The organism is Streptomyces sp. NPDC107498, from assembly GCF_055582805.1.
In genome coordinates, this window is record NZ_JBVJPE010000034.1 from 47,755 (window position 1) to 54,474 (window position 6,720).

Annotated in this window: 4 protein-coding genes; 2 read left to right on the plus strand and 2 right to left on the minus strand. The window is 70.8% G+C overall.

Annotated elements, in window-relative coordinates; translation table 11 throughout:
- The first annotated feature begins 121 nt into the window (after positions 1 to 121).
- Together ACZ66Z_RS34605 and ACZ66Z_RS34610 are read left to right on the plus strand one after the other, a co-directional pair.
- Positions 122 to 1,096 (plus strand): terpene synthase family protein, encoded by a 975-nt coding sequence (locus ACZ66Z_RS34605; protein ID WP_469939783.1) that lies wholly within the window; start codon positions 122 to 124, stop codon positions 1,094 to 1,096.
- Between the two features lie 133 nt (positions 1,097 to 1,229).
- Positions 1,230 to 2,795, plus strand: coding sequence for a prenyltransferase/squalene oxidase repeat-containing protein (locus tag ACZ66Z_RS34610; protein ID WP_469939784.1), 1,566 nt, complete (start codon positions 1,230 to 1,232; stop codon positions 2,793 to 2,795).
- A 167-nt stretch (positions 2,796 to 2,962) separates the two neighbouring features.
- Here ACZ66Z_RS34610 and ACZ66Z_RS34615 read toward each other — a convergent pair whose 3' ends face one another.
- A complete protein-coding gene (locus tag ACZ66Z_RS34615; RefSeq protein ID WP_469939786.1) occupies positions 2,963 to 3,841 on the minus strand; it encodes a hypothetical protein in 879 nt (292 codons plus the stop codon).
- Positions 3,842 to 4,475: 634 nt separating this feature from the next.
- Positions 4,476 to 6,620 carry a helicase associated domain-containing protein gene (locus ACZ66Z_RS34620; protein ID WP_469939787.1) on the minus strand — a complete coding sequence of 715 codons (2,145 nt, stop codon included), beginning with the start codon at positions 6,618 to 6,620 and terminating at the stop codon, positions 4,476 to 4,478.
- Positions 6,621 to 6,720: the final 100 nt, after the last annotated feature.

Consider the following 6,720-nt stretch of genomic DNA (forward strand, 5'->3'; position numbering starts at 1 on the left):
CCCTTTCGGGGTTGGCTATGGCGTTGAAGGGTGATGCGCGAGCAGGTGGGGGCCTCGTGGCGCATGCCGTCTTTGACGCTCACGCTGGGGTGGGAGGGCGGGGCCAGAGGTGACCGTATCTTTGATCGATCCGGGCGTGCGTGTCCCGGGACGGGTCCATCCGCGGGTCGATCAGATCGGTCAGGGGCTGGAGGTGTGGGCGGCCAGGACCGGTTTGGCGGCAGACGCTTATAGCCGGGGACGGTTGCGGGCGGCGGGTTTTCACCGGATGGCGGCCCGTATGATCCCTGATGCTGCGGCCGGGGACGTGGCACGGCTGGCCCAATGGATCACTGTGCTGTTCCATCTCGACGACGAGCAGGACGAAGACCTCGCTGGCCGCTCCTCGGCCGCCGTGCGCGACAGCTATGCGGCGCTCACGGCTGTTCTCGAAGGCCGCACGCCAAGCTGCCTGCGCTTGTTGTCGCCGGTCGTCGGCGCGGTGGCCGGTCTGTGGCCTGCTACGGCGGCCGGGATGTCGCAGCAGTGGCGGTGCCGGTTCCTTAGCCACCTGGAGCGGCACCGGGATGCGTTCTTGACGCAGCTCGCTCACCGCCGCCACGGCACCACACCGACGCCGCAGGACTATCCAGCGCTGCGCCGGGATGCCAACGGTGTGTTCATGTACGACCTAGTTGAAGCCCTGCACCACGTGGAGGTTCCTGCCACCCTCGCGGCAACCCACGTGTGGCGCCAGATGCGCGATGCGTCCAACGACCTCACCGCGTGGACCAACGACCTGCTGTCCTACCCGAGGGAGGCGGCGGCGGGGGAGAGCACCAACTACGTCCTCGTCCTACAGCACGCGACCGGCTGCCGCCTCGAAGACGCCGTGAGTCAGGTGAGCGACCTCATCGAGCAGCGCGCAGCGCAGATGACGGCCGCCCGCCGCCGGCTGCACCACGCCACGCGGGCCCTGAGGCCGTCCGTGCGGGCCGGTGTCGCCCAGGTTGCGTACACGATCTGCACCATGCCCAGCACACATATGGCCTGGCTGAAGGAGTCCGGCCGTTACACCGCGCCTTCGCACCCCACTCCCCAGACGCTGTCGCCTTGACCGTTGCACCCTGCCTGGGCGCCGCGGTCGTTCGTCATGACGGCCGGTCCACGCCTGAGGGCCGGGCCGCCACGCGGCAGCCCGGGCGGGCCGGGCCAACGACGTGAATCCAGTGATCAGGAAGGGCCGTGAGATGACGAACACCGCAGTCGAATTCGAGGAACGTGACGATGAGCAGGCCACTGTGCGACGGGTCGCGCAGCGGGTGGCCGGCCGGGTCGCGGCGGCGTTCGACGACCGTGGCGCGTTCGCCGAGCCGACACTGAGCCGGGTGCTGGAGTCCGCGCTGATGCTCGCCCTCTTACGCCGACACAACCTCTACCCGCGCGTGCGGACACGTCTGGAGCAGTTCATCGCCGCCCGCCGGACCGATCCCCACCTGCACCCGGTGGAGCAGACGCTCGCTCGCGCCGCGCTCGGCCTGCCCCAGCCGCCCCATGCCCTCGACCGGGCCCTGGGCGACATCCCCGCTCACGCCCGTGACCGCAAACAGATCCTGTTCGCCCTCTACCTGGCCGTCCTCGGGCAGGACCCCTACCCGCCCCGGGCCGCCGGCCTGGACTACCGCGGGCAGACCACCTGGGGAGAAGCCACTGGCTGCGCCATGAAAATCCTCGCCACCCACGCCCGGGGTCAGGACGTGCCCCAAGAGGACTGCCGATTCCTGACGAACCGGCTGGCGGCGGCCCGGCGTGAGGTGTGGGAGGGCAACGTCGGCGCGCACACCCTGGCCCTGCTCGCCCTGCACCACACCACTCCCGCCAGCCCGCTCATCGGCGACGGCATCGACGCCCTGCTGCAGGTGCGCAACCCCGACGGCGGTCTGCCCTTCGTCGCCGGTCACACCCTCTTCCTGTCCGCCGTCGCCGCCCTCGCCCTGGCTCGCTGCGCCTTCCCCGAGCACCGCGAACTACTGCTGGGCGTCGGCGACTACCTCGCCACCCACCAAAATCCCGACGGCGGATGGGCGTACACCGAACGCGTCACCCAGTGCGACGCCGAAAGCACCGGCGCCGTCCTCGAGGCCCTCCACGCCATCAATCCGGCCCGCTACACCCACGCCCTCGACCGCGGCCGCGCCCACCTCGCCGGCCTGGCGGGGGAAGACGGGGGCTTTCCCACCTACCTGCCCGGCGAGCCCTCCGAAGCGGTCATGACCGCCAACACCATCCTCGCCCTGGCCCCCGACCCCGCCCGCTACACACCCCTGCTGCACCGCGCAGTGCTCCATCTCCTCGACGTCCAGGCCGCCGACGGCACTTTCGAACGCAGTTGGAGCCTCACCCACACCCACGGCCTGCGCCGCGCCACCGCTGCCCTGACCTGTCTGCCTCCGGCGGTCAGCATCCCGCTGCGCGCACGCGTCCAGGCCGCCGTGCGCCGGGCCGGCGCCTACTGTGCGCGCACGCAGAACCCGGATGGAGGCTTCGGCCATCAGGCGGGTGATGCCAGCGACATCAGCAGCACCGCCCACGCCCTGAGTGTGGCCGCCGTCCTGGGCTGCCCCGCCTGGACCGGCCGAGCTCTGGCCTATCTGCTGGCCCGTCAGCAGCCCGACGGCGGCTTCACCTCACGGCCCGAGCAGGTCGCCCCCCGTCCCATCCCCTACTACCACCCCGCACACGCCGCCGTCTTCGCCCTCACCGCACTGGGCGACCTGCACCAAACCCGTACGGCCGGCAAGGGTGCATCGGCATAAGGGCTGGCGTGCCGCGGACCGGTCACGTCGAGCCCGGTAACTACCAGGACCGCGTCACCAGCCTCCGGTGGACCCGCCGTCGCGTGCGGACTTCGGCAGCGTCGACCGGCAGGGGCCGAGTCCGCCGGCGTCGGAGGGCGGACACGCGGCCCGGACGGCTCCGTTAGTCACCACGTCGCTTTGCCGTGGTAGGCCTGCGGACCTTCCCGTTGCGCTGCTCTGCCCATGCCCCTCGGCTGGAGTGAAGGAGTAAGGAACGGGCGGGATGGGCGGCGCGGCCGCGGCCGGGCATACCAGTGGGTTTCACCACTGCTGACGGCGCCGTACTCGCGGGAATGGAAGGGCTGCTCGTCCTTGTCGGACCCGGATCCTGAGGCCCAGGAGAGTCCGGAGCGGCCGCCGCCCTGGTCACCCAGCGGACGGCATGGAACTTGTTGAACTCCGCACGCACCGGCACGTCCGCGACCCGGTGGGAAGGGGCCGAGGTCCTCGGCCGTCATGCAGACGATCGCGCCGCCGCCGTACTCGGTGCGCGCGGCCACGGCCTCCTCGGTGTCCAGCATGTCCTCGGGGCCGAGCTCGTCCACGCGCACGACGCGGTATTTCGGCATCGCGCTGATCTCCGTGGCCAGCTGCGGCAGCTCCTCGACCAGGTCGGTGACCGAGTAGCCCTCGGAAAGCGGCCGGCCGGTCAGTTCCTCGGGCAGCACCGCCCGGGTGCCGGGGGCGTCGGCCTGCTCGCGGTAGATCCGGCCGATGGCCGCGATCTCCTCGTCCGCCGGGTCCGACAGCCGCAACACGCCCAGCAGACGCTCCTCCAGCTCGGTCAGCTCCTCGCCCTGCTCGTAGCGGGCGGCCGCCCGCAGCATCACCCCGTACAGCAGGTTCCCCGCCGGGTTCAGCAGGAGACGCTTCTCCCGCGTGCTGAGCGAGGCGGCGTCGCGCTGGCCGGTCTGGTGCAGGCCTGTTGCACCAGACAGCTCGGCGCGCAGCTTCTCAAGACGCTCGGAATGCGGAACCAGCCGGGGACGGGTGGCCATGGACATGGACGCTCCTTGTGCTCGTCAGACAGGGGCAGTATGTAGCTGTTCGATTACCCTGCGTTAGAGCCGTTTTCCGCCAGCCAATGACAGCCAGTAGCTTGCGCCTTCAAGGTGACGCAGGCGGCGCTGGAGTGGGGTGACACCAACGGAGACGAGAAGATCTCGCTGAAGGAGTGGCTGAGGCCCCTTCAGGTCAAGTAGCGCGCTGGTGCAGGGCGCGCAGCACGCTGGGATGGCTCAGCGCGGTTACCGCGGGACGAATATGCCTTGTCGCCTGGCGACCGCGTCAGGGCGGGTGCGGGGGCGGCACGGGCCCGCGCACCTTGTACTTCCGCCACCCGCGCACCGCAGGCTCGTACACGCTGTCCAGCCGCTTGAAAGCAGGCCCTCCATTCCGACCGACGCCCACGTTAGCCACTCATGCACGGTGTCCGGGTCGGTGGTCGACGGACACAGCGCCCAGGGGGCGGATAGCCGACGCGAGGTGAGCACGGACTCGAGCGCGGCTCTGCGCCGCCGGTACGACCATCCGGTCGTGTCGGTTCCGGACAGCCTCAACAGATCGAAAACAGCACGGCCCCAGACGTTTCTCGCCCAGGGCCCCGCGGTCCGGCTCAACGGCCGGACGGCAGCGGCGTCACGCCCACTCCACGCCCAGCTCCCGCAGTGCGGCCAGCTGTTCATGGGTGAGCTTGTCCCGCCTCGCGCGGGTGTTCGATACCCACACACCCAGTTTCACCGGCACCGGCTCCGTCTCGCCGTCGACCTCGATCTCCACGACCGTGCCGCGCGGGACGGCCCGCTGTCCCTCCTTCTGCACCCACTGTGCGAGGGCTGCCAGTCCCCGCTGGAATGCCGCCTGCGTCTTGCTCGGGCTGTTCGTCGTGCGCGCGGCTGCCGGGGCGGGAGACGGGGCCTGATCGGGCTGTACGCCCAGCTTCGCCAGCCGTTCCTGCTGTTCGGGGAGGAGCTGTGCCCAGGTGCCCGGGTTCTTCTGCCGCTTCAGCCACCGCCCGATGTCGTCGCCCTCGAACAGCACGCCGGGAGCGATGGCCGGCAGGACACCGTCGGCGTCAACGAGGTCGGCCAGGACGCGGTAGTGGCGCTGCCAGTCCAGCGGCCACGGGCAGTCCCAGTCCTCGTCGACCGCGGCCATCTGCTGCGCGCGTATGGCAGCCCGCTCCGCGTCCTTCCCGAGCCCGTTCTTCGTGCCCTTGCGTCGGAGGTTGGCCATGTGCTGCCCGATGGGCACCGGGCCGCCGTCGGCCGGGTCGTCCCACACCGTGTCCTGCCGGGGCGCGAGGTGTCCTATGGCCCGTCGGTAGGACCTGAGCGCGGCGAGCTTGGCCTCCCACGCCTCCTCGCCCGGCTCCCACACCATCCCGGCTTCCGGCGCGTCCAGCAGCGTTTTGCGCCGGTCCTCGAGCTCCCCGGCCCGCAGGGCCTTGCGCTGCTGGTGGACCCACCGGCCGAGCGGAAACGCCTTCGTGGCTCCGACCTCGACCTCGACGTCGTAGGGGACGGCGTAGAGGCCGGTGATCTCGTTCTCCTGCCGCCAGCGGATCAGGGGCTGGTAGCCCTCCAGCCACACCAGCGATTCCGGTCGGTAGACCCGGGTGCGCAGGAACGCGGCGATGGTCGCGGAGTCGCGTGGGCTGGAGAAGTGGAGCAGCGCGGACTCGGCAGCGGCGTCGGTGTCCTCGCCCGGCTCCTGGTCCTCGATGTCGCTCTCGCCGCCGGCGCCGACGATCCGCCCGTCCTCGTCCCGCCGCAGGTGCACCTTGCGCTTCCCGCTCGTGAGCGCCCGGGAGGCGAGCTGCTCGACCAGACGTTCGTCATGCGAGCGCAGGCCCTGGAGCACGGCTACAAGGGGGCGGAACGAGGCGCTGGCGACCATGTCGGTGGGGTCCTCGCCGGGCTCCAGGAACACCGGCACGATGATCCGCGCGACCTTGGTGGAGCCGTCGCGGTTGATGCGGAGTGCCCGGCCGATGTTCTGGACGATCTCGACCTGGGAGCCGCGGGTGTCGGCGAAGCAGATCGAGTCGACTCCCCGCTCGCCGGTGATGTCGACGCCTTCCCCAAGCACGCGGCAGCTGGCGAGGAACGCGCGGTGCACCCGGCGCCCGGCCGCGTCGATGCCGCCTGCGAACTGGCGCAGGACCTCACGTCGCTCGGCTACGAGGTGGTCGCCGCACAGCCAGGCCGACCACACGCGGTCCGGGGGTACGTGGCGGCCGGCCTCGAGCTCGTAGAACTCCGCGTCGATCGACGACGCGGGCAGCCTCTCCGCCTTAGCCAGGTCCTCATCGGAGGCGTCGTTCATGTACAGCGCGGCAGCGGTCTCCGGCAGCTTCTCCGCGAACGCGGCGGCCTCCTCGACCTTCTGGTGGAACGTCATGACGGTGCGCAGATCCCAGGCGGCGGCGTGCTCCAGGAGCGCGGTCTGCAGCAGCGCCAGGCGCCGACCGCGCCGCGCGTCTTCGGTCTCCCCGAGGACGGGGGAGGGGTCGCGGATCTCCAGGACGTCGATCTCGAACCCGGCGAGGATCCCCCGCTCGATCGCCTCCGAGAGCCCCAGCTCCGCGAGCCACGCGCCGTAGGTTCCGTGGGGGTCGTCGGCCATGCTCGCGATCTCCGCCCCCTGCTCCTCTGCGCCCTTCTGTGGGCGGGCCGCGGCGAGGATGCGTGGGGTGGCGGTGAGGTAGAGCCGGAAGTCGACAGGGATGCGGGTGTTGTCGTGGATGGCGGCCCACGGCCGCCCCATATCCCCAGCCGTCATGTGCCCCTCGTCCGTTTTACCGACTGTGAGTGTGTGTGAGGCCTTGATGGGCTGGCATTTCACGTGCCGTACATGCTCGCGGCGGCGGCCCTCGCGCTCC

What these genes read in the sequence shown, in the direction of transcription:
- ACZ66Z_RS34615 (WP_469939786.1), bottom strand. Translation starts at nt 3,841, where the DNA reads ATGTCCATGGCCACCCGTCCCCGGCTGGTTCCGCATTCCGAGCGTCTT.
- ACZ66Z_RS34610 (WP_469939784.1), top strand. Translation starts at nt 1,230, where the DNA reads ATGACGAACACCGCAGTCGAATTCGAGGAACGTGACGATGAGCAGGCC.
- ACZ66Z_RS34620 (WP_469939787.1), bottom strand. Translation starts at nt 6,620, where the DNA reads ATGACGGCTGGGGATATGGGGCGGCCGTGGGCCGCCATCCACGACAAC.